The 26,887-nt window shown below is 69.1% G+C and carries 26 protein-coding genes and 2 tRNA genes; 12 read left to right on the top strand and 16 right to left on the bottom strand.

What is annotated here, in order from left to right; genetic code table 11:
• On the bottom strand, positions 1-1,116 hold a 1,116-nt coding region (locus tag QM595_RS09615), incomplete at its 3' end, for a hypothetical protein (RefSeq protein WP_415171328.1).
• Positions 1,113-2,306 carry a thiolase family protein gene (locus QM595_RS09620; protein ID WP_415171329.1) on the bottom strand — a complete coding sequence of 398 codons (1,194 nt, stop codon included), beginning with the start codon at positions 2,304-2,306 and terminating at the stop codon, positions 1,113-1,115. The genes QM595_RS09615 and QM595_RS09620, both read right to left, overlap by 4 nt.
• Before the next feature lie 108 nt (positions 2,307-2,414).
• Between QM595_RS09620 and QM595_RS09625 the strand changes: the two genes are divergently transcribed.
• Genes QM595_RS09625 through QM595_RS09635 form a run of 3 tightly spaced genes read left to right on the top strand, consistent with a single transcriptional unit; the run spans position 2,415 to position 5,543 of the window.
• Positions 2,415-3,353 (top strand): winged helix-turn-helix transcriptional regulator, encoded by a 939-nt coding sequence (locus QM595_RS09625; protein ID WP_415171330.1) that lies wholly within the window; start codon positions 2,415-2,417, stop codon positions 3,351-3,353.
• A gap of 42 nt (positions 3,354-3,395) precedes the next feature.
• Positions 3,396-4,556: an acetyl-CoA C-acyltransferase gene (locus QM595_RS09630; protein ID WP_415171331.1), complete on the top strand. Its 1,161-nt coding sequence runs from the start codon at positions 3,396-3,398 to the stop codon at positions 4,554-4,556.
• A complete protein-coding gene (locus tag QM595_RS09635) occupies positions 4,557-5,543 on the top strand; it encodes a zinc-binding dehydrogenase (RefSeq protein ID WP_415171332.1) in 987 nt (328 codons plus the stop codon).
• 144 nt (positions 5,544-5,687) lie between these two features.
• Here the strand turns inward: QM595_RS09635 and QM595_RS09640 are convergent.
• From QM595_RS09640 to dnaA, 11 genes are all read right to left on the bottom strand, one after another.
• A tRNA-Ala gene (locus QM595_RS09640) sits at positions 5,688-5,760 on the bottom strand.
• Between the two features lie 8 nt (positions 5,761-5,768).
• Entirely contained in the window at positions 5,769-5,903 is a 135-nt protein-coding gene (locus QM595_RS09645) for a DLW-39 family protein (protein ID WP_415171333.1), read from the bottom strand.
• 54 nt (positions 5,904-5,957) lie between these two features.
• Positions 5,958-6,031, bottom strand: a tRNA-Ile gene (locus QM595_RS09650).
• A 149-nt stretch (positions 6,032-6,180) separates the two neighbouring features.
• The gene (locus QM595_RS09655; protein ID WP_415171334.1) at positions 6,181-6,720 is read right to left on the bottom strand and encodes a DUF3566 domain-containing protein; all 540 of its coding nucleotides are present in this window, start codon (positions 6,718-6,720) and stop codon (positions 6,181-6,183) included.
• Positions 6,720-9,350: a DNA gyrase subunit A gene (gene gyrA, locus QM595_RS09660; protein WP_415171335.1), complete on the bottom strand. Its 2,631-nt coding sequence runs from the start codon at positions 9,348-9,350 to the stop codon at positions 6,720-6,722. Before gyrA ends, QM595_RS09655 begins: the two co-directional genes overlap by 1 nt.
• Positions 9,350-11,473, bottom strand: coding sequence for a DNA topoisomerase (ATP-hydrolyzing) subunit B (gene gyrB, locus QM595_RS09665; protein WP_415171336.1), 2,124 nt, complete (start codon positions 11,471-11,473; stop codon positions 9,350-9,352). The genes gyrA and gyrB overlap by 1 nt, the downstream gene beginning before the upstream one ends.
• 166 nt (positions 11,474-11,639) lie before the next feature.
• Positions 11,640-12,158, bottom strand: a complete 519-nt coding sequence (locus QM595_RS09670) for a DUF721 domain-containing protein (RefSeq protein ID WP_415171337.1) — start codon at positions 12,156-12,158, stop codon at positions 11,640-11,642.
• Positions 12,151-13,290, bottom strand: coding sequence for a DNA replication/repair protein RecF (gene recF, locus QM595_RS09675; RefSeq protein ID WP_415171338.1), 1,140 nt, complete (start codon positions 13,288-13,290; stop codon positions 12,151-12,153). The genes QM595_RS09670 and recF overlap by 8 nt, the downstream gene beginning before the upstream one ends.
• Positions 13,291-13,368: 78 nt before the next feature.
• Positions 13,369-14,253, bottom strand: coding sequence for a phosphogluconate dehydrogenase (NAD(+)-dependent, decarboxylating) (gene gnd / locus QM595_RS09680; RefSeq protein ID WP_415171339.1), 885 nt, complete (start codon positions 14,251-14,253; stop codon positions 13,369-13,371).
• A gap of 40 nt (positions 14,254-14,293) precedes the next feature.
• Entirely contained in the window at positions 14,294-15,436 is a 1,143-nt protein-coding gene (gene dnaN / locus QM595_RS09685; RefSeq protein ID WP_415171340.1) for a DNA polymerase III subunit beta, read from the bottom strand.
• A gap of 376 nt (positions 15,437-15,812) precedes the next feature.
• Positions 15,813-17,339: a chromosomal replication initiator protein DnaA gene (dnaA, locus tag QM595_RS09690; RefSeq protein WP_415171341.1), complete on the bottom strand. Its 1,527-nt coding sequence runs from the start codon at positions 17,337-17,339 to the stop codon at positions 15,813-15,815.
• 481 nt (positions 17,340-17,820) lie between these two features.
• Between dnaA and rpmH the strand changes: the two genes are divergently transcribed.
• The 8 genes from rpmH to QM595_RS09730 all read left to right on the top strand — a co-directional run bounded on the left by rpmH (position 17,821) and on the right by QM595_RS09730 (position 23,079).
• A complete protein-coding gene (gene rpmH, locus QM595_RS09695) occupies positions 17,821-17,958 on the top strand; it encodes a 50S ribosomal protein L34 (protein ID WP_091126038.1) in 138 nt (45 codons plus the stop codon).
• A gap of 34 nt (positions 17,959-17,992) precedes the next feature.
• Complete coding sequence (gene rnpA, locus QM595_RS09700; protein ID WP_415171342.1) at positions 17,993-18,352, top strand: ribonuclease P protein component; 360 nt, start codon at positions 17,993-17,995, stop codon at positions 18,350-18,352.
• Positions 18,353-18,363: 11 nt separating this feature from the next.
• Positions 18,364-18,606, top strand: coding sequence for a membrane protein insertion efficiency factor YidD (gene yidD, locus QM595_RS09705; RefSeq protein ID WP_415171343.1), 243 nt, complete (start codon positions 18,364-18,366; stop codon positions 18,604-18,606).
• 23 nt (positions 18,607-18,629) lie between these two features.
• Positions 18,630-19,631 carry a membrane protein insertase YidC gene (gene yidC, locus QM595_RS09710; RefSeq protein ID WP_415171344.1) on the top strand — a complete coding sequence of 334 codons (1,002 nt, stop codon included), beginning with the start codon at positions 18,630-18,632 and terminating at the stop codon, positions 19,629-19,631.
• A gap of 6 nt (positions 19,632-19,637) precedes the next feature.
• Positions 19,638-20,153, top strand: a complete 516-nt coding sequence (locus QM595_RS09715; protein ID WP_415171345.1) for a protein jag — start codon at positions 19,638-19,640, stop codon at positions 20,151-20,153.
• 177 nt (positions 20,154-20,330) lie between these two features.
• Complete coding sequence (rsmG, locus tag QM595_RS09720) at positions 20,331-21,032, top strand: 16S rRNA (guanine(527)-N(7))-methyltransferase RsmG (protein ID WP_415171346.1); 702 nt, start codon at positions 20,331-20,333, stop codon at positions 21,030-21,032.
• 269 nt (positions 21,033-21,301) lie between these two features.
• Positions 21,302-22,120: a ParA family protein gene (locus tag QM595_RS09725; RefSeq protein ID WP_415171347.1), complete on the top strand. Its 819-nt coding sequence runs from the start codon at positions 21,302-21,304 to the stop codon at positions 22,118-22,120.
• The gene (locus tag QM595_RS09730) at positions 22,117-23,079 is read left to right on the top strand and encodes a ParB/RepB/Spo0J family partition protein (protein WP_415171348.1); all 963 of its coding nucleotides are present in this window, start codon (positions 22,117-22,119) and stop codon (positions 23,077-23,079) included. The genes QM595_RS09725 and QM595_RS09730 overlap by 4 nt, the downstream gene beginning before the upstream one ends.
• A gap of 63 nt (positions 23,080-23,142) precedes the next feature.
• Here the strand turns inward: QM595_RS09730 and QM595_RS09735 are convergent, their stop codons facing one another.
• Positions 23,143-24,468, bottom strand: coding sequence for a PLP-dependent aminotransferase family protein (locus tag QM595_RS09735; protein WP_415171349.1), 1,326 nt, complete (start codon positions 24,466-24,468; stop codon positions 23,143-23,145).
• A 94-nt stretch (positions 24,469-24,562) separates the two neighbouring features.
• On the opposite strand from QM595_RS09735, the gene QM595_RS09740 reads away from it, so the two are divergent.
• A complete protein-coding gene (locus QM595_RS09740; RefSeq protein ID WP_415171350.1) occupies positions 24,563-25,219 on the top strand; it encodes a GNAT family N-acetyltransferase in 657 nt (218 codons plus the stop codon).
• 125 nt (positions 25,220-25,344) lie between these two features.
• Here QM595_RS09740 and trxA read toward each other — a convergent pair whose 3' ends face one another.
• Both trxA and trxB read right to left on the bottom strand, forming a co-directional pair.
• Positions 25,345-25,677, bottom strand: coding sequence for a thioredoxin (gene trxA / locus QM595_RS09745; RefSeq protein ID WP_415171351.1), 333 nt, complete (start codon positions 25,675-25,677; stop codon positions 25,345-25,347).
• Between the two features lie 76 nt (positions 25,678-25,753).
• Positions 25,754-26,710: a thioredoxin-disulfide reductase gene (gene trxB, locus QM595_RS09750; RefSeq protein WP_415171352.1), complete on the bottom strand. Its 957-nt coding sequence runs from the start codon at positions 26,708-26,710 to the stop codon at positions 25,754-25,756.
• Positions 26,711-26,887 lie beyond the last annotated feature (177 nt).

Genomic DNA, 26,887 nt, shown 5'->3' on the forward strand with positions numbered 1-26,887 from the left:
GAGCAGTACGCCGTCGGGGCCCAGGTCATCCACGCCATCCCGGACCTGGTGGCCGCACCGCCGGGGATCGTGGTGCACCCGGTACGGCGTGGCGACCGGGTGCACCACGATCCCCGGCGGTGCGGCCACCAGGTCCGGGATGGCGTGGATGACCTGGGCCCCGACGGCGTACTGCTCCGCGCCCATCCGGCTGCGGTCCTCGACGTGCTTCTCCAGGTCGACGCTGATCTTGACGCCCGGGTGGCCGGTGATGGCGAGGCGCCACAGCGGTGGCTCGGCCGAGTCCAGGTGCGCGGTCTCGACGAACCAGTTGATCGTCATGGTCAGCCTCCGCTCACCGCCGACAATCGCGTGCCAGCGCCAGCGGGTGTGGCCGACGGTGCCCTTCGACACCACCCCGGCGGGCAGGGTGATGTCCGCGACCGCGGGGAGCAGGGTGTGCTCGGTCTCGATCCGGTCGATGGTCATGCCGAGCCGGAGTGCGACGGTGGCCAGCAGCTCGTCGTACATGCCGTTGAGCGCCTTGGTGGGACCCCAGTCGGGATCGTTGGGGTCGTGGGCGTCGAGTGCGGCGCCGAAGCCGAGCATGTCGAACAGGTAGTGCGGGTTGCGGATCTCCCGGGAGTCGGCGGCCTCGACGATCTCGAGGTTGTCGATGCGCAGGCACAGTCCCGAGGCGACCACGGCCAGTTGCTCGGCGATGAAGCCCGGGTTGAGGCCGGCGCCCATCAGGCTGACCCCGCCCTGGGCGCAGGCCGCTTCCAGCCGCTCCCGGCGGGCCGGGTCGTTCCAGGCCGGATAGCTGTAGGAGTTGAGGCTGATCACGTTCTTGCCCGACTCCAGTAGCCGCACGATCTCGTCGTCGTGTGCGCCGTACGGGCTCAGCCGGCCGGCGTGCACGACGACGTCCGCGTCGAGGGCCAGGATCGCCTCCGGGTCGGTGGTCGCCAGCACCCCGGTCGGGGGACGCTTGGCGAGCGTGCCGGCGTCGACGCCGGCCTTCTCCTCGTTGTAGACCAGCACGCCGGCGACCTCGGTCGAGGGATGGTCGATCAGGCAGCGGAGCACGGCGGTGCCCATCGCGCCGGTCGCCCACTGGACCACGCGGTAGGTCATGCGAGTCCCTCCACGACCACGGCCATCGAGACGCCGAGAGCGCCCGGGATGACCAGCAGGCCGTAGCCGCCGCCCTCGGCGCTGAGCCGCTCGATGGCGTTGGCGAGGATGATGCCGCCGCTGGCCCCGAGCGGGTGGCCGACGGAGACCGCGCCGCCGCGGGCGTTGACGATCTCGGGATCGAGGCCGAGCTCGCGGGTGAGCACCAGCGGGGTGACCGAGAAGGACTCGTTGACCTCGGCGACCTTGATGTCCGCGAGGCTGACGCCGGCCCGCTTCATGGCGGTCTGCGCCGCCACGACGGTGCCGTCCAGCCCGGGCGAGCGGACGGCGGCGTGCGCCCAGCCGGCGATGCGGGCGATCGGCGATCGGCCCAGCCGGCCCTCCGCCTCGCGGGAGCCGATGACCGCGGCCGAGGCGCCGTCGCACAGCTGCGGCGCCGAGCCGACCGTGTGGAGGCCGGCCGGCGGCCGGGTGAAGCCGGGGAACCGCTCCTCCACCCGGGCCCAGGACGGGTCCTCGCCGAAGAGCGGCGGCAGCGCTGCCAGCGACTCCATCGTGGTGTCGGCGCGGGCGCCCTCGTCGTGATCGAGGACGACCTCGCCGTCGCGGGTGATCGGGACCAGCCGCTCCCAGCTGGCCGCGGCCGAGCGGTGGTGGGAACGCACCGCGAAGGCGTCGAGCTCCTCGCGGGTCAGGCCGTACTTCGCCGCGGTGTAGTCGGCCGAGACGCCGATCGTGACGAAGCCGGTGGTCGCGCCGATCTGCTCCTCGTAGGCGAAGGCGGGCTTGTCGGACATCATCGGCACCCGCGACATCGACTCCATGCCGCCGGCGACCACGACGTCGAGCTCGCCGGAGCTCACCTGCGCGGCCGCGATCGAGAGCGCGTCGAGGCCGGAGCAGCACATCCGGTTGACCACGCTGCCGGGGATCTCGTCGGGCCAGCCGGCCTGCATGACGGCCACCCGGGCGGTGGCCGAGGCCTGCTCGCCGTACGTCGTGCTGATGCCGGTCACCACGTCCTGGACCGCCGCGGCCGGGATGTCGCGCGCGGTGAACTCGCGGAGCAGCTGGGCGAACAGCTCGTACGCCGGGAAGTCGGCCAGGGTGCCGCCGTCGCGCCGGACCCGTCCGCGCGGGGTGCGCAGCGACTCGTAGACGAAGGCTTCGTTCGTGGTGGCGGACATGCCGACCTCCTCGGACTCGGGGGTGAATGGATGTGCTTGGGCACGTTACTGCAACTAACAGAGTTACACTAGGAACCCCCACGCGGCGGGAGCCCTATGATTCGGGCAATGCCATCGCCCACCGCGCCGCCGCCCGCGGCGGAGCCCAACGCCCTCTCGATCGGGCTCGGCCTCCTCGGCGACGAGTGGACGCTCTTCCTGCTGCGCTATGCGCTGCGCGGGCTGACCCGCTACTCGGAGTTCTCCGCGCAGCTGCCGATCTCGCACGCGGTGCTCAGCGCCCGGCTGGACCAGCTCGCCTCCTCGGGCCTGATGGAGCGCCATCTCTACCAGGAGCGGCCCAAGCGCTACGAGTACGTCCTCACCCCGGCCGGCCGGGCGACCTGGCCGATCCTGGTCGCGATCTGGGGCTGGGAGCGGGCCTGGGTGAAGGAGCACGAGTACGCCACCCCGCCGATCCGCCATCTGGCCTGCGGCAACGAGATCAGCCCGGTGCTCACCTGCGAGGCCTGCCATCGGCCGGTAGCGGTGACCGACCTGGAGACCAACTGGGGCCCGTCGGGTGGCTGGCCCCGCTCGACCCCGAGCACCACCACGCGGCGGCGGTCGGGCAGTCGCGGCGTGGCCATCGAGCAGACCTTCTATCCCGACACCATGGCTGTCTTCGGCAACCGCTGGTCCGCGACGCTGGTCGGCGCGGCGATGCTCGGCATCAAGCGATTCACCGACTTCCAGGACGCCATCGGCGCCCCGCCGAGCCTGCTCGCCGGCCGGCTCTCGCTGCTGTGCGAGCGCGGCATCCTGGCGCAGCGCGAGCAGGAGGGGCGCTCGGACTGGACCGAGTACCGCCTCACCGAGAAGGGCCGCGCCTTCCACCCCGTGATCGCCATGCTGACCCGCTGGGCCGAGCACTGGTTCGGCAACCCGGAGAGCCCGGTGCTGGTCTCCACGCACGTCGCCTGCGGCCGGCGGTTCCAGGGCCGGCTCGGCTGCGACCACTGTCACGAGGAGCTCAAGGCCAGCACCATCGACATCTCGGAGACCTGACCCGGCTTGCACAGTCGCTTCGTTTAATGAAGTATCGCCGCCATGAGCGAAGCAGTCATCGTCGCAGCCGCCCGGACCCCCATCGGCCGTGCTCGCAAGGGGTCGCTGCGCGACGTACGCCCTGACGACCTCGGTGGCCTGGTGGTCCGCGAGGTGGTCGACCGAGCCGCGCCGCTCGACCCCGCGGACATCGAGGACGTCGTCGTCGGCTGTGCCGTGCCCGAGGGCCAGCAGGGCTTCGGCATCGCTCGCACCGTGGCGCTGCTCGCCGGACTCCCCGAGACCGTGCCCGGGCTGACCGTCACCCGGGCCTGCTCCTCGTCCCTGCAGTCGATCCGCTCCGCCGCCCACGCCATCCTGGCCGGCGAGGGCGAGGTGTTCGTCGCCGGTGGCGTCGAGAGCGTCTCCGCGGTGCCGATGCCGAGCGGGTACGACGCCCTCAACCCGCGCTTCACCGACCCCGGTCGCGAGGACTACGTCGACAACCTGTTCATCTCGATGCTGGAGACCGCCGAGAACGTGGCCGTCCGCTACGGCATCACCCGCGAGCGGATGGACGAGTACGCCTTGCTCTCCCAGCAGCGCGCGGTGGCCTCCCAGAACAACGGCTTCTTCGACCGCGAGATCGTGCCGGTGACCGCCCCGGACGGCACCCTCGTCACCGCCGACGACGGGCCGCGCCCGGGCACGACCCTCGACGGGCTGCGCCAACTCCAGCCGGTGATGCCCGATGGCCGGGTCACCGCCGGCAACGCCTGCCCGCTCAACGACGGCGCCGCCGCGGTCGTGGTGATGAGCGCCGACCGGGCGCGCGGCCTCGGACTCACCCCGCTGGCCCGCATCGTGGCCTCCGCCGTCTCCGGGCTGGAGCCGGAGTATATGGGTGTCGGGCCGATCGAGGCGGTGCGCAAGGTGCTCGCCCACACCGGCATGAGCATCGCCGACATCGACATCGTCGAGCTCAACGAGGCGTTCGCGGCCCAGGTGCTGGCCGTGGCCGACACCCTCGGCATCGACGTGGCCGAGCAGCTCAACCCGCACGGCGGCGCGATCGCCCTCGGCCACCCCTTCGGGATGACCGGCGCACGGATCATGACCACCCTGCTCAACGGCCTGCGCACCCGCGACCAGCAGTTCGGCATCGAGACGATGTGCGTTGGCGGCGGCATGGGCATGGCGATGCTGGTCGAACGGCTCTCCTGAGTGGGCGAGCGGTCCTGGGAGGTCCGGCTGGCCCGGGTGCCGGGCACCCGGGTCTCGGCCGACGACTTCGCGCTGTGCGACACACTCGCTCCTACCCCGGGTGATGGCGAGGTGCTGGTGCGCACCGCCGGGCTCGGCCTCAACGCCGGGCTCCGGCACCGGCTCGGCACCGGCCGCTCGACCACGCTCGGGCCGGCGCTCGACGTCGGCGACGTGCCGCGCAGCGACGGGGTCGGCACCGTGGCGGTCTCCTCCGATCCGGCGCTGCCGGTGGGCACGGTGGTGACCGGCCTGCTCCCCTGGGCCGGGCTGGCGGCGCTGCCGGCGGCCGGGCTGAGCGTGGTCGACGCGACGACTCCGCTGACCGAGCTGCTCACCCTGCGTGGACACGTCGGGCTGACGGCGTACGTCGCGCTGAGCCGTGCCGGCCTCCGGCCAGGCGAGACGGTGTGGTGCTCGGCGGCCGCCGGCGGCGTCGGCAGTTGCGCGGTCCAGCTGGCCCGGGCGATGGGGGCCCGGGTGCTGGCCAGCGCCGGCGGTCGGGAGCGGGTCGGCTTCCTGAGGGACGAGCTCGGCATCGAGTACGTCCTCGACCGCACCGGCGACCTCGGCGTACAGCTGGACGGGGCCGCGCCTGAGGGCATCGACGTCTACCTCGATCTCGTCGGCGGCGACCATCTCGCCGCCGCGCTCCCCCGGCTGCGCGACCGTGGCCGCGTCGTACTCCTCGGCCGGGTCGCCGGCGCGACCGAGATCCGGCTCGACCACGCCGCGATGATCCGGCGCCGGCTCGAGTTCGTCGGCGTCTCGGTCACCGACCACCCCGACGCCCTGCCCGAGTTGCACGCGCTGCTCGACGCCGCCACTCCCCCGCTACGGCCGGTCGCCACCGTCCATCACGGTCCGGCCGCCATTGCCCCCGCCTTCGCCGACCTGCTCCGGGGCGGCTCGCTGGGTCGTGGCATCGTCGACGTCACCTCGGGGTGAACCTCGCCGGCCTGCTCGTCGCGATGGCTGCCTACGCTGCGCCATCCTGTGCCGACGCTCCCACCGGCTGCGACCGACCGCGGCGGAGACAAGGCAGATCGTAGAAATGCCGAAAACCCCAGGCTGACCTGGGGTTTTCCTCTGTGGAGCGTATCGGACTCGAACCGACAACCCCCTGCTTGCAAAGCAGGTGCGCTACCAATTGCGCCAACGCCCCGGGGTGGGTCAGTCGTGGGCGGCGGGGGGCACCTGGTCGGTGGCCTCGGCCCACAGCGCGCGCTCGCTGTTGCTCTTGCCGAGCTGGCGCTTGGCCAAGACGGCAGCGCCGACGGCGAGTGCGAGCAGGACGAGCTTCTTCATGCTTCTCCTCCTTGTGAAAAACCCCGGTCCGCTGTTGCGTCCGGGGCTTGTCCGTGGGCCTAGGAGGACTTGAACCTCCGACCCCCACATTATCAGTGTGGTGCTCTAACCGTCTGAGCTATAGGCCCGGGTGGCCCGGCCGCCTACCGGGGTGGAAGCCCCCGGAGATGTTGGCCGAGCCGAAGAGGAAGACTACCCGAGCGGCCCGAGCGGCGACAAAACGCCGAGACGTCATGCGGACAGAGCAAGGGGTTGCTCTGTCCGCATGACGTCTGGGTTAGCGGTCCTCGGTCAGGGTGACGTCTATCCCGCCGACCAGGGCGGCGGCCATGTTGTAGAGGAACGCGGTCAGCGTCGCGACGGCGGTGAGCAGGACGATGTCGACCACCGAGACGATGATCGTGAAGCCCATCACCCGCGAGGTGCCGAGGTAGTCCTTGATGTCGAAGGTCAAGGCCTCGTCGCCGCCGACGATGTCTTGGACCGTGGAGTTGATCGAGTCCCAGACACCGGCAGCGCCGAGCACCGACCAGACGATGAAGACCGAGACCACGGTCACGATCGCCAGCGCGATGGAGAGCAGGAACGCGGTCTTCATCACCGACCACGGGTCGATCCGGGTCAGCCGGAGCCGGGCGCGACGCACCGGGCGGCCCTTGCGAGCGACGTCCTTGCTCTCGCCGGTGCGGCCGGACTCCACGGCCGTGGCCAGCTTCTCCTTCAGCTGCTGACCGAGGCCCGCCCGCTCGGCGGTGTCCGCCGTCGGAGGCGGGACGGGACGCTTGCGCACCCGAGTGGTGGTCTCGCGGTCACTCATCAGTCCTCCGTGGCTTCCTCAGACGGTACGACGTCGTCAGTGGCCTCGATTGTTGCATCCGACTCCACAGCAGCCGACTCGGCGCCGTCCTCGGCCACGTCGTCGACCGGGGCCTCGTCGTCGTCATCGCGCGCCTCGACGGAGCGGGCCACCACGGCCACCGAGTCGCGGCCCTTCGGGGACACGAACTTCACGCCCATGGTGGAGCGGCCCTTCGGCGCGAAGTCGGCGTCGATGGGGGAGCGGACCACCTGTCCGCTGGCCGTGATCGAGAGGATCTCGTCGCCCTCCTTGACGATGAAGGCGCCGACCAGCACGCCGCGCTTCTCGTCGGTGAGCTGCATCGCCTTGATGCCCAGTCCGCCACGGCCCTGCAGCCGGTACTCCGAGATCCGGGACCGCTTGGCGAAGCCGCCGTCGGTGATGGTGAAGACGTACTGCACGTCCTCCCCCGACTGCTCAGTCTCCTCCTTCGCCACATCGGCGGCGCGGATCACCGACATCGACAGCAGCGAGTCGTCGTTGCGGAACTCCATGCCCTTCACCCCGGAGGTGGCCCGGCCCATCGGCCGGAGCTGCTCGTCGTCGGCCCGGAACCGGATCGCCTGGCCCTTGCGGGAGACCAGCAGGATGTGGTCGTCGGGGTTGACCAGCTCGGCACCGACCAGCTCGTCGTCGTCATCACGGAAGTTGATGGCGATGACGCCGGCCTGGCGTGGGGAGTTGTAGTCGGCCAGCCGGGTCTTCTTCACCAGGCCGGAGCGGGTCGCGAGGACGAGGTACGGCGCCTGGTCGTAGTCGCGGATGGCCAGCACCTGGGCGATGGACTCGTCGGGCTGGAACGACAGCAGCCCGGCGACGTGACCGCCCTTCGCGTCGCGGGCGGCCTCGGGCAGGTTGTAGGCCTTGGTGCGGTAGACCCGGCCGGCGGTGGTGAAGAACAGCAGCCAGTGGTGGTTGGTGGTCGAGATGAAGTGCTCGACCACGTCCTCGCCGCGCAGCGTGGCGCCGCGGACACCCTTGCCGCCGCGCTTCTGGGTGCGGTACTGGTCGGCGCGGGTCCGCTTGGCGTAGCCGCCGCGGGTGATGGAGACGACCAGCTCCTCGTCGGGGATCAGGTCCTCCATGGAGAGGTCGCCGTCGGCGGCGATGATCTGCGAGCGCCGCTCGTCGCCGAACTTCTCGACGATGCCGTCGAGCTCCTCGATGACGATCGCCCGCTGCCGCTCGGGCTTGGCGAGGATGTCCTCCAGGTCGGCGATCTCGATCTCGATCTCGGCCAGGTCGTCGATGATCTTCTGGCGCTGCAGCGCGGCGAGCTGGCGCAGCTGCATCGCCAAGATGGCCTCGGCCTGGATCTCGTCGATGTCCAGCAGCCCGATCAGGCCCTGCCGCGCCTCGGCCACGTCGGGGGAGCGGCGGATCAGTGCGATGACCTCGTCGAGCATGTCCAGCGCCTTGACCAGACCGCGCAGGATGTGAGCCCGCTCCTCGGCCTTGCGGAGCCGGAACGCCGTACGACGTTGGATGACGTCGATCTGGTGAGCGACCCAGTTCGCGATGAACGCATCGATCGACAGCGTGCGCGGCACGCCGTCGACCAGCGCCAGCATGTTGGCGCTGAAGTTGGTCTGCAGCTCGGTGTGCTTGAGCAGGTTGTTGAGCACCACTCGGGCGACGGCGTCGCGCTTGAGCACGACCACCAGCCGCTGGCCGGCACGCGAGGAGGACTCGTCGCGGACCTCGGCGATGCCCTGCACCTTGCCGGAGTCGGCGAGCTCGGCCATCTTGATGGCGAGGTTGTCCGGGTTGACCATGTAGGGCAGCTCGGTGACGATCAGCGCGGTGCGACCCTTGATCTCGTCGATCTCGATGACGGCCCGCTGGGTGATCGAGCCGCGGCCGGTGCGGTAGGCCTGCTCGATGCCGCTGCGGCCGACGATGAGGGCGCCGTTGGGGAAGTCGGGGCCCTTGATCCGCTCGATGAGGGCGTCCTGCAGCTCCTCCTTGGTGGCGTCGGGGTGCTCCAGCGCCCACTTGGCGCCCTCGGCCACCTCGCGCAGGTTGTGCGGCGGGATGTTGGTCGCCATGCCGACGGCGATGCCGGCGCTGCCGTTGACCAGCAGGTTGGGGAAGCGCGAGGGCAGGATCGTCGGCTCGGTCTGCTTGCCGTCGTAGTTGGGCTGGAAGTCGACGGTGTCCTGGTCGATGTCGCGGACCATCTCCATGGCCAGCGGCGCCATCCGGCACTCGGTGTAGCGCATCGCCGCGGCGGGGTCGTTGCCCGGCGAGCCGAAGTTGCCCTGGCCGTTGATCAGCGGGTTGCGCATCACCCAGGGCTGGGCCAGGCGGACCAGGGTGTCGTAGATCGCCGAGTCGCCGTGGGGGTGGTAGCTACCCATGACGTCGCCGACGACGCGGGCGCACTTGTTGAAGCCTCGATCGGGGCGGTAGCCGCCGTCGTACATCGCATAGAGGACGCGGCGGTGCACCGGCTTGAGGCCGTCGCGTACGTCGGGGAGGGCCCGGCCGACGATGACGGCCATCGCGTAGTCGATATAGGACTGCTGCATCGAGGTCTGCAGCTCGATCGGCTCGATTCGGCCGCCGGGGAGGGGAGTCTCAGTCATCAGATGTCCAGGAACCTCACGTCTTTGGCATTGCGCTGGATGAAGGAGCGGCGCTGGTCGACGTCCTCACCCATCAGGATCGAGAAGATCTCGTCGGCATGGGCGGCGTCCTCCAGGGTGACCTGCAGCAGCACTCGCTGGTCCGGGTCGAGGGTGGTCTCCCAGAGCTCGTCGGCGTTCATCTCACCGAGACCCTTGTAGCGCTGCACCGGCTGCTCCTTGGGGAGCTTCTTGCCGGCCTCCTGGCCGGTGGCGATCAGGCCGTCGCGCTCGGCGTCGGAGTAGGCGAACTCGTGCTCGGCCGGCTTGTTCCAGCGAATCCGGTAGAGCGGCGGCTGGGCGAGGTAGACGTAGCCCTCGGTGATCAGCTGCGGCATGAACCGGAACAGCAGGGTGAGCAGCAGCGTGTTGATGTGGTGGCCGTCGACGTCGGCGTCGGCCATCAGCACGATCTTGTGGTAGCGCAGCTTGGCGATGTCGAACTCGTCGTGCACGCCGGTGCCGAGCGCCGAGATGATCGCCTGGACCTCGGTATTGGCCAGCACCTTGTCAAGACGGGCCTTCTCGACGTTGAGGATCTTGCCCCGGATCGGCAGGATCGCCTGGAAGCGCGACTCGCGGCCGGACTTCGCCGAGCCGCCCGCCGAGTCGCCCTCGACGATGAAGACCTCGCACTCCTCGGGGTTGTTGGACTGACAGTCGGCGAGCTTGCCCGGCAGCCCGCCGCCGCCGAGGAGGCCCTTGCGGTTGCGGGCGAGGTCGCGGGCCTTGCGCGCCGCGATCCGCGCGGTCGCGGCGGCCTGGGCCTTGCGGATGATGTCCTTGCCCTCGCTGGGGTTCTGCTCCAGCCAGGCGCCGAGCTGGTCGTTGACGACGCCCTGGGTGAACCCCTTGGCCTCGGTGTTGCCAAGCTTGGCCTTGGTCTGGCCCTCGAACTGCGGCTCGCCGATCTTGAGGCTGATGATCGCGGTCAGGCCCTCGCGGATGTCGTCGCCGGTGAGCCGGTCCTCCTTCTTCTTGATCAGGCCCCATTCCTCGCCCCAGCGGTTGACCAGGGTGGTGAGCGCGGCGCGGAAGCCCTCCTCGTGGGTGCCGCCCTCGGGGGTGTTGATCGTGTTGGCGAAGGTGTGGACGCTCTCGTTGTACGACGAGACCTGCCATTGCATGGCGACCTCGAGGCTCATCGGGTTGACGGCGCCCTCGGGCGTCTCGGCCTCGAAGGCGATGACCGGGGAGATGGCAGTCTTGCGGCGGTTGAGGAAGTCGACGTAGTCGGCTAGACCTCGGTCGTACTTGAACACCTGCTCCAGAGCACGGGTCTCCGGGTCGGCGTGCAACTCGTCGGCCTCGGCGGTGTCGGCCTCAACGGTGGGGTCTTCGACGGCCTCGGCGATCTCCTCGGCCTGGGGACGCTCGTCGCGCAGCACGATCCTGAGGCCCTTGTTGAGGAAGGCCATCTCCCGGAACCGGGTGGAGATGGTCTCCAGGTTGTAGTCCGTGGTCTCGAAGATCTCCGAAGAGGCCCACCAGGTGATGGTGGTGCCGGTGCCCTCGCCGTCCTGGAGCGGGCGGACCTGGCGCAGGTCGTAGTCGGGGACGCCGAGGGTGAACTCCTGCTCCCAGAGGTAGCCACGGTTCTTGACCTGCATCAACAGGTGGGTGGAGAGCGCGTTGACCACCGAGGAGCCGACGCCGTGCAGACCACCGGAGACCTTGTAGCCGCCGCCGCCGAACTTGCCGCCGGCGTGCAGCACGGTCAGCGCCAGCGTCGCGGCCGGCAGCTCCTGGCCCGGTGCGGTGTCGGTCGGGATGCCCCGTCCGTTGTCGGCGACGCTGATCGAGCCGTCGGCGTTGAGGGTGACGTTGACGGTGTCGCAGTAGCCCGCCAGCGCCTCGTCGACGGCGTTGTCCACGATCTCCCAGATGAGGTGGTGCAGGCCGCGGGCGCCGGTGGATCCGATGTACATGCCGGGGCGCTTGCGGACGGCCTCGAGCCCTTCGAGCACCTGGATGGCGGAGGCGTCGTAGTCGCCCTCGACACGCGCGGTGGAGCCCGCCGCTGCTCTGCCTGTTTCGGGGGACTCGTCCGGGGTCGTCTCGGGCGTCTCTTCAGCAGCGGTCACGACACACCATGATACCGGTCAGAGGGCCGGAAACCACGCAGGTGCCTTTTCAGTAGGACCGTCTGTGGATAAATCGGGGCCCGTAGCGACCCATAACCGGCGCTGCGAGGGCCTGGCAGGGGTCGGGTGTGTCCCTATATGGCCGAGCAGCCACCCGATCGCCTGATCAGCCGTAGGTGTCGCGCGGACCCCTGCTGTCCCGGGTCGAGAGTCGGCCCCGGCGGCCCGGCGGCCGGGGTCCCTGGATGTCGAGGGCCAGGACGGTGCCGTGGCCGAGCTCCTCGTTGAGGCGTCGTACGACGTCGGCGGAGAGCAGCCGGAGCTGGGTGGCCCAGGCGGTGGAGTCGGTGCGGACCAGGAGCCGGCCCTCGGCGAACGACTCCGGCGTCGCGTGCCCGGCGACCTCGGTCCCGACCAGCTCGGCCCACCGCCCGAACAGGCCGTGCACCCGCAGGTCCACCTCCCAGCCGTGGTCCTGCACCAGCCGGCTGAGGGTGGCGTCGAGCAGCTGCGGGTCTCGGTCGTCGGGATGGCTGCCGGTGACCCGGCCACCGGATCGTGGCGACGGATCGCGGCGACGTTGTTTGGCCCGCGCTGCCGGGGTCGCCTTGGCCGTGGCCCGGGTGAGCGCGCGCGCCAGGTCGAGTCCGTCGGGTGGGGGGACCTGGTCCTCGGGCTCAGCCATCGTGAGTCACCTGGCCGTCAGCCACCCGGAATCGTGCCCCGGCCAGGACCTCCGGCACGTCGGCGCCGACCGCAGCGGTGACCAGCACCTGCTCGGCGCCGGCGACCAGCTCGGCCAGCTGCTCGCGGCGGTCGGTGTCCAACTCGGCGAAGACGTCGTCGAGGATCAGGATCGGGTCGTCGCCGTCCGCCCTGAGCAGGTCGTACGACGCCAGCTTGAGCGCCAGCGCGAAGGACCAGCACTCGCCATGGGAGGCGTAGCCCTTGACGGGAAGGCTCTGACCGCTTCCGGCGATCGAGAGCAACAGCTCATCCCGGTGCGGGCCGACCAGCGAGACCCCACGGTCGAGCTCGTCGCCGCGGCGGCGCTCCACCTCGGCAAGGAGCGCGCCCTCCAGGCCAGCCCGGTCGGTGACGTCGCCGATGTCGAAGGACGGCCGGTAGGAGATCTCGGCGTCCTCCCGGCAGGCGCCGCGGGCGACGGTCTCGTACGACTTGCCGACATAGGGCCGCAGCGCGTCGACCAGCGCGAGCCGTTCGGCCAGGATCTCCGAGCCGGTACGGGCGAGCTGCTCGTCCCATACCGCCAGCGTCGCCAGCGTCGCCTCGCGGGCGGAGCGACCGGCCCGGGCGGTCTTGAGCAGCGAGTTGCGCTGTCGGAGCACCCGGTCGTAGTCGGCCCGGACGCCGGCCAGCCGGGGGGCGCGCAGCACCAGCAGGTCGTCGAGGAACCGGCGCCGCTCGGAGGGGTCCCCCTTGACCAGGGCAAGGTCCTCCGGCGAGAACACGACGGTGCGCACCAGGCCGACCAGCTCGCGGGTGCGCGGGAGTGGCGAGCGGTTGATCCGGGCGCGGTTGGCGCGGCCGGGGTTGATCTCGACCTCCAGGACCGCCGTACGGCCCTGTCTGACGACCGCGGCTCGGACGACCGCCTGGTCGGCACCTGCCCTGACCAACGGTGCGTCCGAGGCGACCCGGTGCGACTCCAGCCGGGAGAGGTAGTCGATCGCCTCGACCAGATTGGTCTTGCCCTGTCCGTTGCGCCCCACGAAGGCAGTCACGCCGGCGTCGAGCGGCACGTCGGCCGACTCGTAGGAGCGGAAGTCGTGCAGAGTGAGGTGCGAGACGTGCACCCCCTCAGGGTAGCGGGGCGAGACGTCATCCGATCCGGTTGCCGCAGGCGCCGGATCGGATGACGTCGCGGGCAGGAGTCAGGACTCGGAGACCACCGCGTGGCCACCGAAGCCGTTGCGCATCGCGGCGATGGCCTTCATCGCGACGTCGTCCTCCTGGCGGGAGACGAACCGCGCGAACAGGCTGGCGCTGATCGCCGGCATCGGCACGGCGTTCTCGATGGCCGCCTCGACGGTCCATCGGCCCTCGCCGGAGTCCTCGGCGTAGCCCTTGATCTTGTCGAGATGCTCGTCGGCGCGGAGCTGGTCGACGAGCAGGTCGAGCAACCAGGAGCGGACCACGGTGCCGGTGCGCCAGGAGGCGAAGATCTCGGGCACGTTGTCGACGATGTCGACCTTGTCGAGCAGCTCCCAGCCCTCGGCGTAGGCCTGCATCATCGCGTACTCGATGCCGTTGTGGACCATCTTCGAGAAGTGGCCGGCGCCGGGGGTGGCGCCGCAGTGGACCAGGCCGTCGGGAGTATCGCTGGGCTTGAGAGCCTCGAAAACGGGCATCACCTTGGCGGCGTCCTCGGCCGTGCCGCCGTACATCAGGGCGTAGCCGTTCTGCAGGCCCCAGACGCCGCCGGAGACGCCACAGTCGACGAAGCCGATGCCCTTCTCGGCCAGGCTGGCGGCGTTGAGGGCGTCGTCGGTGTACTTGGAGTTGCCGCCGTCGACGACCAGGTCGCCTTCGCCGAGGAGTTCCTTGAGCGCGGCGATGGTGGCACGGGTGGGTTCGCCGGCGGGCACCATCACCCAGACCACCTTGGGGCTGGGCAGCGCGGCGACCATCTCCTCCAGCGAGCCGACGTCGGCGAGATCCGGATTGCGGTCGTAGCCGACCACGTTGATGCCGGCGTTGCGCAGTCGGGTGCGCATATTGCCACCCATCTTGCCAAGTCCGACGAGTCCGAGGTCCATGCGCGTTCCCTTCTCGAAGTGGCTGTCGGGCCCAGCGTAGTCAGGAAAGGAGCCGACGGGGCATCAGCAGATAACGGAAACCGCCGTCCTGCTCCGAATTCGTTGCCTCCGAGCCGCTGATGACCACCGGCTTGGCGGCCTGGGTGAAAGCGAGTTCGACGGTGGCTTGGTCGATCGCGGTGAGGCCGTCGAGCAGGAACTGCGGATTGAAGCCGGTGGTCAGATCCTCGCCGGTGACGTCGGCCTCGATCGACTCCGAGGCCTGAGCCTCGTCGCCGGAGCCGGCGTCGAGGGTGAGTACGCCGTCGTTGAAGGCGAGCTGGACGGCGGTGTTGCGCTCGGCGACGAGGGCGACTCGCTTGACCGACTCGACCAGGGCGGCCTTGTCGACCTTGGCGATGGTGAGGTGCTCGTTGGGGAAGAGGCTGCGGACCTTGGGGAACTCGCCGTCGAGCAGCCGGGTGGTGGTGCGTCGTACGCCGCCCGCGGCAGCGCCCTCGAAGCCGATGATGCCCTGGCCGGCGCCGGAGGTGGACAGCGCGATGGTGACCTCACTGCCGGAGGTGAGCGACTTGGCGGTCTCGGCGAGCACCTTGGCGGGCACCAGCGCGGCAACGGTCTCGTCGGGGGTGGCGGGGTCCCACTCGAGCTCGCGGATGGAGAGCCGGAACCGATCGGTGGCCAGCAGCGAGATGGTGGTGCCGTCGATCTCGAGACGGACGCCGGTGAGCACGGGCAGCATGTCGTCGCGGCCGGCAGCGGTGACCGCCTGGGCGACGGCATGGGCGAAGACCTCGGACTTCACGGTGCCGGCGGCGGTGGGCATCTCGGGAAGGGTCGGGTAGTCCTCGACCGGCATGGTCTGCAGGCTGAACCGAGCGCTGCCGCAGGTCAGGCTCACCCGGGCGCCGTCGAGCACCAGGTCGACCGGCTTGGCCGGCAGGCTGCGCACGATGTCGGCCAGCAGCCGGCCGCTCACCAGGGCCTTGCCTTCGTCGGCGACCTCGGCGGAGAGGGTGGCGCGCGCGGAGGTTTCGTAGTCGAAGGTGGACAGCACCAGGCCGTCGTCACCGGCCTCGATGAGGAGGCCGGAAAGGACGGGGGTGCTCGGCCGCACCGGCAGGCTGCGGGCGGCCCAGGCGACGGCATCCGCGAACACGTCGCGGTCGACGCGGAACTTCACGATGGCGGGTCCTTCTCACGAGTGCGGCTCGGGTGGGACTGAATCCTGCCACGCGAGACCCGCGGAGGGCAGGGGCGGGCCGGGTCGAGGTGGAGTTTCCCCAGGAGGAGCGCTGGGTGGGATTGGCGAGCGATCGGTCCGGTTGAAGGTCCGTAGGAGATGTAGGAGCTGTGGGAATTGTGGAGAGCGGGCGTTTGCGCTGGTCGTCCCGGTCGAACGCTTTCCACATGCGCTGTGGAGGCGGCGGTGGACGGACGGCGGCTGGTTGTGGGTCGAGTCCGTGATCCACCGGCGGCCGGGCAACGCGTCCGCAGATCCTCCCCGTGTAGTTCGCACCTCGGCGACCGGGTTGTCCACAGCGTGGGCCCGAAGGTCGTCAGACCTGGCGAGCCTGCATCTTGACCCGGTTGGTCAGCTCGCTGACCTGGTTGAAGACGGCGCGCCGCTCGGCGAGCAGTTGGTTGATCTTGCGCTCGGCGTACATCACCGTGGTGTGGTCGCGGTTGCCGAACTGGGCGCCGATCTTCGGTAGCGAGAGCTGGGTGAGCTCGCGGCAGAGGTACATCGCGATCTGCCGCGCCATGACGAGGTGGCGGCCGCGAGAGGGGCCGGTGATCTCCTCGATGCTGAGCCCGAAATAGGCGGCGGTCTGGGCGATGATCAGGCCGGCGGTGATCTCCGGCTCGCCACCTTCGGGGATCAGGTCCTTGAGGACGATCTCGGCCAGGGTCATGTCGACCTCTTGGCGGTTGAGGTTGGCGAAGGCGGTGACCCGGATCAGCGCGCCCTCGAGCTCGCGGATGTTGGTCTGGATCTTGGTGGCGATGAACTCCAGCACGTCGGCGGGGGCGCTGAGCCGCTCCATGGCGGCCTTCTTGCGGAGGATCGCGATGCGGGTCTCGACGTCGGGCGGCTGGACGTCGGTGATGAGGCCCCACTCGAACCGGTTGCGCAACCGGTCCTCGAGCGCCTCGAGGCGCTTCGGGCTGCGGTCGGAGGTGAGCACGATCTGCTTGTTGGCGTTGTGGAGGGTGTTGAAGGTGTGGAAGAACTCCTCCTGGGTCTGGGTCTTGCCCTCCAGGAACTGGATGTCGTCGATGAGCAGTACGTCGACGTCGCGGTAGCGCCGCTTGAACCGGTCCTGGCGGTCGTCACGGATCGCGTTGATGAACTCGTTGGTGAACTCCTCGGAGGTCACATAGCGGACCTTGGCGCCGTTGAAGAGGCTGCGAACGTAGTGGCCGATGGCGTGGAGCAGGTGGGTCTTGCCCAGACCGGACTCGCCATAGACGAGCAGCGGGTTGTAGGCCTTGCCGGGTGCCTCGCTCACCGCCACCGCGGCGGCGTGGGGAAAGCGGTTGGAGGAGCCGATCACGAAGGTCTCGAAGGTGTACTTCGGGTTGAGCCTGGTCTCGAGCGAGGTGGGCGCGTCGGGGACGGCGCGACCGGAGGGGATCAGCGTCACCGGCTCGAACTGCTCACCGTCGTACGACGCCACGGGCATTGTCGACATATCTATTGATTGATGAGTCGATGTGTGCTGGTTCGTGGTGTCGTTCCCGGCTGTCACGCTGGGCGGCTCGGCCTCGGGGTAGGCCTCGTCGGCGTCCTCGAGCTGGGGGTTGACCGTGACCGCGACCCGGACCGCCCGGCCGAGCTCCAGGCTCAGCGCCTCCTCGAGCTGCGGCCGCAGCGCGCCCTCGAGGCGGTTGCGGGTGAAGTCGTTGGGCACCGCGACGATCGCGGTGTCGCCGTGGATGGCGACCGGCCTGCTGGTGCGCACCCAGGCCTGCTGGCTCGGCTGCAGCGCGGCGACGACAGCGCGCCAGGAGAGGTCCAGGGAGGTGGACTCCGCGTGGCTGGCCTGGTCTGCCGGGTCTCGCGGGGCTGACGTGTCGTCCACGCGTGTCTGCCTTCCCTGTGAGGTTCGTGAGGCCGTGCTCGAACGGCCGCGTGCTGGTCTAGCGGGGTTGGTGTTGCGATGATCTGTGTTTTGCTCTCCACAACTTTGTCCACAGGTTGTGAACCCGGCTGTCGCATGGTGGATGTTGCCGGACCGAGACACGTCCATCGGCTGCCTCATTTGTCGTTTTCGCTGGTCAGAGCTGGAATTTCCGCCGTTGAGCGGCACCTGTGACCAACATTCGACCGAGACGGCGTCAGGCCGGCAGGGAACCTCGGTTGAAGGCGAACGTAACTCTGCTCGGGCGACTGGGGCAACCCGTTGTCCACAGGCTCCCCAGGAGTGGGGTGGACGGCCGTCGCGAGGGTTTGACCCGACTTCCGCGCTCCACGTACCGTTGATAGGTCGCCCAGGTTCTGTGTCGGTGGTTCACCCCGGTGCTGATGCGGGCCAACAGACTCTCTGATGTAAGGAAACCTTCGTGAGCAAGCGTACGTACCAGCCGAACAACCGTCGTCGCGCCAAGACGCACGGCTTCCGCCTGCGCATGCGCACCCGCGCCGGCCGCGCCATCCTGTCCGCGCGTCGCCGCAAGGGTCGCAAGGACCTCGCGGTCTGAGCCGGCCGGCCTCGGGCTGACACGGCGCCCTGCGGTGCTGCCCCGGACCCGTCGACTCGTCGACGCTGAGGGGTTTCGTCGCACGGTGCGGCAGGGCCGGCGCTCGGCCTCCCGCCATCTGGTCGTCCACCTCCTCGTCGAGGAGGAGGGGCCGGCGGGAGTGAGTGTCGGCTTTGTGGTCAGCAAGGCAGTCGGCCCGGCCGTCGTCCGCAATCGCGTGAAGCGCCGTCTACGTCATCAGGCCCGGGAGCAGCTCTCCTCACTGGAGAGGCTCCCGGGCTCTGCTGTGCTCGTGGTCCGCGCGCTGCCCGCCGCCGCGACGGCGACGTCGGCGGAACTTGCCGGTGACTTGGCGCGTTGCCTAGACCGAGTCGTCGAGGGGACCCGGTCGTGAAGGCGGCGCCGTTGACGTGGGGCCTGATCGGGCTCCTCAAGCTCTACCGGCTGCTGATCAGCCCGCTCTACGGTCAGGTCTGTCGCTACCACCCGAGCTGCTCGGCCTACGCGCTGGAGGCGGTGCAGCAGCACGGCAGCCTCCGCGGCAGTGGGCTAGCGATCCGGCGCATCGGCCGCTGCCATCCTTGGGCCGCGGGCGGCTACGACCCGGTGCCACCTCAGCGAGACCATGCCCGTCGTACTCATGTCTGAACCGAAGCTAGGAGCCTGACCCCGTGGGAGACCTGCTGAGCACGATCGGCACGCCGCTCTACTACGCCATCTCGGCCATCTGGCTGGCCTGGCACCGGCTGTTCGACCTGTTGCCGCTCTCGACCGGTTGGACCTGGACGCTGGCGATCATCGGGGTGACGGTCACCATCCGGGCGCTGTTGATTCCGCTGTTCGTGCGGCAGATCAAGTCCAGCCGCAACATGCAGCTCATCCAGCCGAAGGTCAAGGAGCTGCAGAAGAAATACGGTCATGACCGCGAGCGTCTCGCCCAGGAGACGATGAAGCTCTACAAGGAGACGGGCACCAACCCCTTCGCCTCCTGCCTGCCGTTGATCCTGCAGATGCCGATCTTCCTGGCGCTCTTCCACATGCTGAGCAACGCCGCGCACGGCACGCCGAAGGGCTTCTTGTCGAAGGCGGATGCCACCGAGATCGAGAACGGCTCCATCTTCGGCGCGCGGATCTCCGCCAGCCTGACCGGGCACGAGAACGTCAACGTGGTGGTGCTGGCGATCATCCTGGTCATCGCCATGACGGCGACCACGTTCATCACCCAGCGACAGCTGATGAGCAAGAACATGCCTGCCGATGCGCTCTCCGGGCCCTACGCCAACCAGCAGAAAATCCTGCTGTACGTGCTGCCGATCGTCTTCGCCGTCGGTGGCATCGCGTTCCCGGTCGGCCTGATGATCTACTGGACGACCTCGAACCTCTGGACGATGTGCCAGCAGTTCTACGTCATCCGCAACAACCCCGCTCCGGGTACGCCGGCCGCCAAGGCCAAGGAGGAGCGAGACCGCCAGAAGCGGCTCAAGGAGGGCCACGGCGACGAGCCCGAGTCGGGTACGACGCCCGGCGGGGCCGGGTCGCCGGCCAGGCCTGGCGGCCCGGACGGCACCGCTGGTGGTGGCGCGCAGCGCCAGCAGCCGAAGCGGCAGTCTCGTGAGCAGCGCAAGCGGAAGGCGCCGAACCAGTCTTCGCAGAACCAGCCCAAGAAGGATTGATCCACCATGACGAATGAGACCGTGCTCGACGAGACCGCGACGGAGACGGCGGCACCCTCCGACCGGGTGAGGCAGCTCGAGCAGGAGGGTGACATCGCGGCCGACTACCTCGAGGAACTGCTGGACATCGCGGACCTGGACGGTGACCTCGACATGGACGTCGACGGAGATCGGGCGTCGGTCTCCATCGTCGGTGCGGAACTGGCGCAATTGGTGGGCCACGACGGCGAGGTGCTGGACGCGTTGCAGGAGCTGACCAGGTTGGCGGTCTACCGAGAGACTGGCGAGCGGTCCCGACTCATGCTCGACATCTCTGGGTTTCGGGCCGAGAAGCGCGCGACGCTGATCAAGATTGCCGAGGAGACTGTTGCCCGGGTGAAGGAGGACGGCTCGCCGGTGGCGTTGGACCCGATGTCCCCCTTTGAGCGGAAGGTCGTGCACGATGCTGTCGCCGCCGCTGGACTGGCGTCATCCTCGGAGGGCGTCGAGCCGCGACGGTATGTCGTGGTGCAGCCCGTTTGATCCTCTCGGGTGTCACGATGGGCGCTGTTTCACGTGAAACAGCGCCCATCGTGTTTGTCGAGCCGATCGAAGCCCATACCTGTTCCACGTGAAACGACCATGACTGACAGACCTTCCGTAGCAGCACCCTTGCCGCCCGACGTCGCCACGAGACTGTTGGGAGACCGGCTCCCCCTCATGGCGGCGTACGCCGACTGGCTGGCCGACGCCGGCGTGGTCCGAGGACTTATCGGCCCACGGGAGGTTCCACGACTGTGGGACCGGCACCTGCTGAACTGCGCGGTGCTCGCGGAGCTGATCTCACAGTCGGCGACGGTAGCCGATGTCGGCTCGGGCGCCGGCCTCCCGGGCTTGGTGCTGGCTGTCGCTCGACCTGATCTACGGTTGACGTTGATCGAGCCATTGCTGAGGCGAACGACGTTCCTGACCGAGGTCGTCGGCGACCTGGGTGTCGACAACGTGGAGGTCGTTCGCGGTCGGGCGGTCGAGCTGCATGGGTACAGGACGTTCGACGTCGTGACCTCTCGAGCGGTAGCGCCGTTGGAGAGACTGCTGGAGTGGTCGATGCCGCTGGTCGCACCCGAGGGTGCGCTGATCGCGATGAAGGGGTCGTCAGTGGCGGAGGAGATTCAGGCAGCCGCGACGACGCTGGCGCGGCTCGGATGTGGTGAACCGGAGGTGTCGGTCTTGGGTGAGGGAGTGCTGTCGTCCACAACGGTCGCGCTCCGGGTGGCTTGGGCGGATCCAGCGACGGTATCTTGGCCGTCGGCCCGCAAGCCGGGAGGAGGTCCCTCCTCCGGCAGGTCCCGGCGGGACAAGTCGGGCGTCGCAGGGCGACGAGCGCAGCGGGCACAGAAGGAGCGGGGGCGTCAGGTATGACCCAGGATGGATCTCCGGGCGACGGTGAGGAGTTTTCCACCGGTTCGGAGCGCGCCTCTGAGCGTAAGTTTCCACAGAACGAGGCAGTTCATCCACAGGATGCGTCCGACGACGTTTCACGTGAAACACCGTCCCAAGCGGCCTACGTCGTGAAGACCGCGGCAGATCTGGCTGACTATGTCCCGGGTCTCTCGGGGGAGGAGACCCCCCTCGCGCGAGCGGCTGAGAACAGTGTGCTGGCTCGGATCAGTTCGCAGAGCCGGCCCGCGATGCCTCGACCACACGCCACTCGGATCTTCGTGGTCGCCAACCAGAAGGGTGGCGTCGGCAAGACCACCTCGACGGTCAACGTCGCGGCCGCTCTCGCCCAGCTCGGCCAGCGGGTGCTGGTCGTCGACCTCGACCCCCAGGGAAACGCCTCGACGGCGCTCAGCGTTGATCACTTCCAGGGCACGCCCGGCACCTATGAGGTGCTTGTCGAGGGTATGCCCGTCGCCGACGTCGTGGTTCCTGCTCCCGAGGTTCCTGGCCTGGACGTCGTACCGGCCACCATCGACCTCGCCGGTGCTGAGATCGAGCTGGTCAGCGTCGTGGCCCGGGAGGGTCGCCTGCAGAAGGCCCTGCGTGCACACCCGCGTGTCGGCGATGAAGCCTCGGCCGGCGAGAACCGCTGGGACTACGTCTTCGTCGACTGCCCACCGTCGTTGGGACTGTTGACCATCAACGCCCTGGTCGCCGGCCAGGAGCTGATGATCCCGATCCAGGCGGAGTACTACGCATTGGAGGGACTCGGCCAGCTGCTCAAGACCGTCGACATGGTCCGAGCCCACCTGAACCCCGACCTGGCCGTCTCGACCATCCTCATCACCATGTTCGACGCCCGCACACGGCTGTCCTCGGGGGTCGCCGACGAGGTGAAGGCGCACTTCGGCGACCAGGTGCTGCGTACCTACATCCCCCGGTCGGTGCGCGTCTCCGAGGCGCCGTCGTACGGCCAGACCGTCATCACCTACGATCCCGGCTCGCCGGGCGCGCTGTCCTACCTAGAGGCCGCTCGGGAGATCGCGTCGAAGGGAGCGAGCCTGTGAGCAAGGACAATCGTCGCGGTCTGGGCCGCGGCCTCGGGTCGCTGATCCCCACCGCTCCCGCCGAAGCGCGTCCCAGTGCCGCCGCTGCCGGCCTCGGCTCGCCGGCGGCCGTCGAGTCGACCGCCGCGGTCGACGGGCTGAACCCGGTCGCCGGCGCCTACTTCGCCGAGCTGCCCGTCGACCGGATTCGCCCCAACTCCGTCAATCCGCGCCAGGTCTTCGACGAGGAGGCGATGGCGGAGTTGGTCGACTCCGTCAAGATGGTCGGACTGCTCCAGCCGGTGGTGGTCCGCAAGGCCGGTGACGACTACGAGCTCGTCATGGGGGAGCGGCGCTGGCGGGCCACCCAGCAGGCCGGCCTGGAGACCATTCCGGCGATCGTCCGGGAGACCGACGACACCGACATGCTCCGGGATGCGCTGCTGGAGAACCTCCACCGCTCCCAGCTCAACCCGCTCGAGGAGGCCTCGGCCTATCAGCAGCTGCTGGAGGACTTCGAGTGCACCCATGAGGAGCTTGCCACCCGGATCGGGCGCTCCCGACCGCAGATCAGCAACACCATCAGGCTGCTCAAGCTCTCCCCAGCGGTCCAGCGCCGGGTCGCCGCCGGCGTGCTGTCGGCCGGGCACGCCCGGGCGTTGCTCGCCGTCGACGACGCCGAGGTGCAGGACCGGCTCGCCCAGCGGGTGGTCTCCGAGGGCATCAGCGTCCGCGGCCTGGAGGAGATCGTCGCCGTCGGCGACACCGGGTCGAGTCGCGGTCCCCGGCTGCCCAAGGGTCCGCGGATCAGTGCGCCGGGGCTGAAGGAGATCAGCGACCGGCTGGCCGACCGGTTCGACACCCGGGTGAAGGTGGACATGGGTGTGAAGGGAAAGGGCCGGATCACCGTCGAGTTCGCCACGATGGGCGACCTCCAACGCATCCTCAGCCTCATGGATCCCACCAGAACCACCGATTAAACGATAAGTCGACTTATCCATAGATCGATCGGTTGACCTGGGCGCTCCGCCCGCGGCTCGCGCTCAGAGCGTGTCGGTGCCGGGGCTGTCGACGCCGGCACCCAGCCGGAGCTCGGCGGTGTCGGTGCCGAACGTGGAGTGGAGCTCCATCTCTGCCTCGATGACGCCAGCCAGTCGGCGTACTCCCTCACGGATCCGCTCCGGGGTGGGGTAGCAGTAGGAGAGCCGCATCGAGGAGGAGCCGAAGCCGTCGGCGAAGAACGCGGTGCCCGGCACATAGGCGACCCGGGCGGTGACGGCGCGGGGGAGCATCGCCTTGGCGTTGATGCCGGGCGGCAGCGTCAGCCACACGTAGAAGCCGCCGTCGGGGACATTCCAGCGAACCGTGACGGGCATCAGGTCGGAGAGCGCCGAGATCATCGCATCGCGGCGCTCGCGGTAGAGCTCCCGGAACTGCTTGATCTGACCCTGCCAGTCGTGGTTGGCGAGGTAGGCGGAGACGGCCATCTGGCTGAATTGCGGCGGACACAGCGTGGCGCTCTCCTGGGCCAGCACCAGCTTCTCGCGGACGGACGCGGGCGCGAGCGCCCAGCCGACCCGAAAGCCCGGGGCGAAGGTCTTGGAGAAGGAGCCGAGGTAGATGACCCCCTCCGGCTCGTCGGCTCGCAGCGCACGCATCGGCTCACGGTCGAAGCCGAGCAGACCATAGGGGTTGTCCTCCAGGACCAGGACGCCCTCCTCGCGACAGATCGCCAGGATCTCGGGGCGACGCTCGGCCGACAGCGTCACGCCGGCCGGGTTGTGGAAGTTGGGGATCGTGTAGAGGAACTTGATCGTCCGTCCGGCCGCCTTGACGGCTCGGATGCCGTTGCGCAGCGCCGCGGGCACGAGGCCCTCGCCGTCCATCTCGATGTGGACGACGTCGCACTGGTAGGACTTGAAGACGCCAAGCGCACCGACGTACGACGGCGCCTCACAGAGGACGACATCGCCCGGGTCGCAGAAGATCCGGGTGACCAGGTCGACGGCCTGCTGGGAGCCGACGGTCACGACCACGTCGTCGGCGTGCGCCTGGATGCCCTCGAGCGCCATCACCTCGGTGATCTGCTCGCGCAGCTCGGGGACGCCCTGGCCCGAGCCGTACTGCATCGCGACCGGCCCCTGGGTGGCGACCAGGTCGGAGATGGCGCCGCCGACCACATCGAGCGGCAGCCCGGAGATATTGGGCATCCCGCCGGCGAGCGAGACGACCTCGGGCCGCGAGGCCACCGCGAAGAGGGCCCGGATCTCGGAGGCAGTCATGCCTGCCGTGCGTGCTGCGTAGCGATCCACATAGGGGTCGAGGACGGAACGGCTGCGCGCGGGATCGATGGGCCTCTCGATGGTCATAGTCCCTCTAGCATGAGGCATAGGCACCCCGCGCTGAAACCAGTATCCGGCTACGGGTCGATCACACTGTGCGTCACGACGGCGAGGAGGCGATATGTCGCGCAAGATCTCCAGGCTGACCCTGGACCGTTTTGCCGAGTTGGACCCACCCTGCCGGAGTTGCCTCTTCTGGGAGCTCGACCCGGTCCGGCGGGCCCAGGTCGAGCCGGGCGAGGAGGCCTCCGAGAAGGAGGCATGGCTGTCGGGGGTGCTGCGGGAATGGGGCTCCTGCGGCCGGGTGGCCACCGTCGACGACGTGCCGGTCGGCTACCTGATCTATGCGCCGGCCGCCTTCGTGCCGGGCGCCGGGGCCTTCCCGACCGCGCCGGTCTCGCCGGACGCGGTGCTGATGACGACCGCCTGGGTTCACCCCAGCCACCGCGGTGGTGGGTTGGGCCGGATGCTGGTGCAGGGAATGGCCCGCGACCTCATCGAGCGCGGCGGCGTCAGGGCCGTCGAGGCCTTCGGCAACCGACAGCTACTTATAGATATGTCGATAAAGACACATGTGTGCTCGGCGCCGGAGGAGTTCTTGGCGCGGGTCGGGTTCAAGACCTACCGGGCGCATCCGACGGCGCCGCGGCTGCGGATGGAGCTGAAGAGCGCTGTCAGCTGGCGTGAGGAGGTCGAGGTCGCCCTGGAGCGGCTGCTCGGCGTCGTACGTCCGGCGAAGACGCCGACACCGAAGGCCACTCGGGACGCGACCGAGTGAGCGAGGCTCGCCAATTGAAACTGCCCCGGAACCGTGAGGTCCCGGGGCAGTAGGAGTTCGGAGCGGTGCTAGACGCGTGCGCTCGCAAGGCCGCCAACGCCGCGAGCGTGCGTGGCTGGCACCGCTTAGGCGTTGATGAACTCGGAGAGCTCGTTGAGGATCGTGCTCTTCGGACGAGCGCCGACGATGCTCTTCACGACCTCGCCGCCCTGGTAGATGTTGATGGTCGGGATGCCGGTGACGCGGTAGGACGACGGGGTCACCGGGTTCTCGTCCACGTTCATCTTCAGGAAGGTGACCTTGTCTCCGTGCTCGCCGGCGATCTCGTCCAGGATCGGGGCGACCTGCTTGCAGGGCGCGCACCACGCGGCCCAGAAGTCGACCAAGACCGGCTTGTCGGACTTGAGGACCGTCTCGGCGAACTCGGCATCGGTCACAGCGGAAATGTTGTCAGCCACGTCGGGCCACCCTTCGGGTCGTTGAACGAAACGTCTGTGAGAGGGAACAGTACGGCGCCGGCCGGCATTCCCGGGATCAGGCCTGGGCCAGCGCGGCTTGGTGCTCGGTCAGCGCCAGAAACCGCTCGGCGTCGAGGGCCGCGGCGCATCCCGAGCCGGCGGCGGTGATCGCTTGCCGGTAGGTGTGGTCGACCAGGTCGCCGGCCGCGAACACGCCGGTCAGGTTGGTCGCGGTCGAGCCCGGCTGGGTGAGCACATAGCCCTCGTCGTCGAGGTCGACCTGGCCCTTGACCAGCTCCGAGCGGGGCTCGTGGCCGATCGCGATGAACAGCCCCGTCGCGTCGAGCTGGCGAGTCGCGCCGGTGACGGTGTCCTTCAAGGTCACTGACTCCACCCGGTCCTCGCCGTCGATGGACTCCACCACGGAGTTCCACACGATCTCCAGCTTCGGGTCGGCGAAGGCGCGCTCCTGCATGATCTTGGAAGCGCGCAACTCCTCGCGCCGCACGATGAGGGAGACCTTGGAACCGAACCGGGTCAGGAAGGTGGCCTCTTCGACGGCAGAGTCGCCGCCACCGACCACCGCGATGTGCTGGTCGCGGAAGAAGAACCCGTCGCAAGTGGCGCACCAGGAGACGCCGCGACCGGAGAGCTCGTCCTCACGCGGCAGCCCGAGCTTGCGGTAGGCCGAGCCCATCGCCAGGATCACCGACTTGGCGTAGAACGTGCCGCCACAGGTGACGACCTTCTTCACCTCACCGGACAGGTCCACCTCGGTGACGTCGTCGGCGACCAGCTCGGCTCCGAAACGCTCGGCCTGGGCGCGCATGTTCTCCATCAGCTCCGGGCCCATGATGCCGTCGCGGAAGCCGGGGAAGTTCTCGACCTCGGTGGTGTTCATCAGCGCGCCGCCGGCCGTCACCGACCCCTCGAAGACCAGCGGCTCCAATGAGGCGCGGGCGGCGTAGACCGCGGCCGTGTAGCCGGACGGGCCGGAGCCGATGATGATGAGGTTGCGGACGTCGTCGGTCATGCTGGACTGCCTTCTTCTGAGCCATCGGGGCGGGTTCGTCAGAACACAGACTAGTAGCGTGTCGCCTCTAATTTGATGGGTATGTGTGTTCGGCTGTTCTGGTCGATACTGGACCGGAAGGAGTTGAGGACATGCCTCGTCCCAAGGAGTTCGTGGTCAGGCTGAGCGCGGCCGATC

Origin of the sequence: Nocardioides sp. (assembly GCF_047607185.1) — a bacterium.
Classification (GTDB): Bacteria; Actinomycetota; Actinomycetes; order Propionibacteriales; family Nocardioidaceae; genus Nocardioides.